The sequence below is a fragment of the Mesorhizobium sp. M7A.F.Ca.ET.027.03.2.1 genome, assembly GCF_003999175.1.
GTDB lineage: Bacteria > Pseudomonadota > Alphaproteobacteria > Rhizobiales > Rhizobiaceae > Mesorhizobium.
In genome coordinates this window covers 1-389 of the sequence record NZ_RZOM01001974.1, presented here as the reverse complement: position 1 = coordinate 389, position 389 = coordinate 1, and the positions used below count along the sequence as shown (strand labels likewise).

The 389-nt window shown below is 63.2% G+C and carries 1 protein-coding gene; it reads left to right on the top strand.

Going from position 1 to position 389, the window contains the following annotated elements; all coding sequences use genetic code 11:
* Positions 1 to 376, top strand: a 376-nt coding sequence (locus tag EN750_RS39040) for an ATP-binding cassette domain-containing protein (RefSeq protein WP_127399547.1), incomplete at its 5' end; no start/stop codon positions are given.
* Between the last annotated feature and the right edge of the window lie 13 nt (positions 377 to 389).

The window sequence follows — 389 nt, the reverse complement described above, 5'->3', positions numbered from 1 at the left end:
GCCCGACGCAGCGCAGAAATTCCCGTCCGAACTGTCCGGCGGCATGATCAAGCGCGCCGCGCTGGCCCGGGCGCTCGCGCTCGATCCCGACATCGTCTTCCTCGACGAGCCGACATCGGGCCTCGATCCGATCAGCGCGGCGGAGTTCGACGAGCTGGTGGTCAAGCTGCGCGATACGATGGATCTGACCGTCTACATGGTGACGCACGATCTCGACACGCTGTTCACCGCTTGCGACCGGGTGGCCGTGCTCGGCAAGAAGAAAGTGCTGGTCGAAGGCACCATCGACGACATGCTGAAGAGCGAGGAACCGTGGGTAAAGTCCTATTTCCGCGGAAAACGCGCCCGGCAACTTGATCTTGCGGCGCGCGCATAGCCATAAGTGGGAC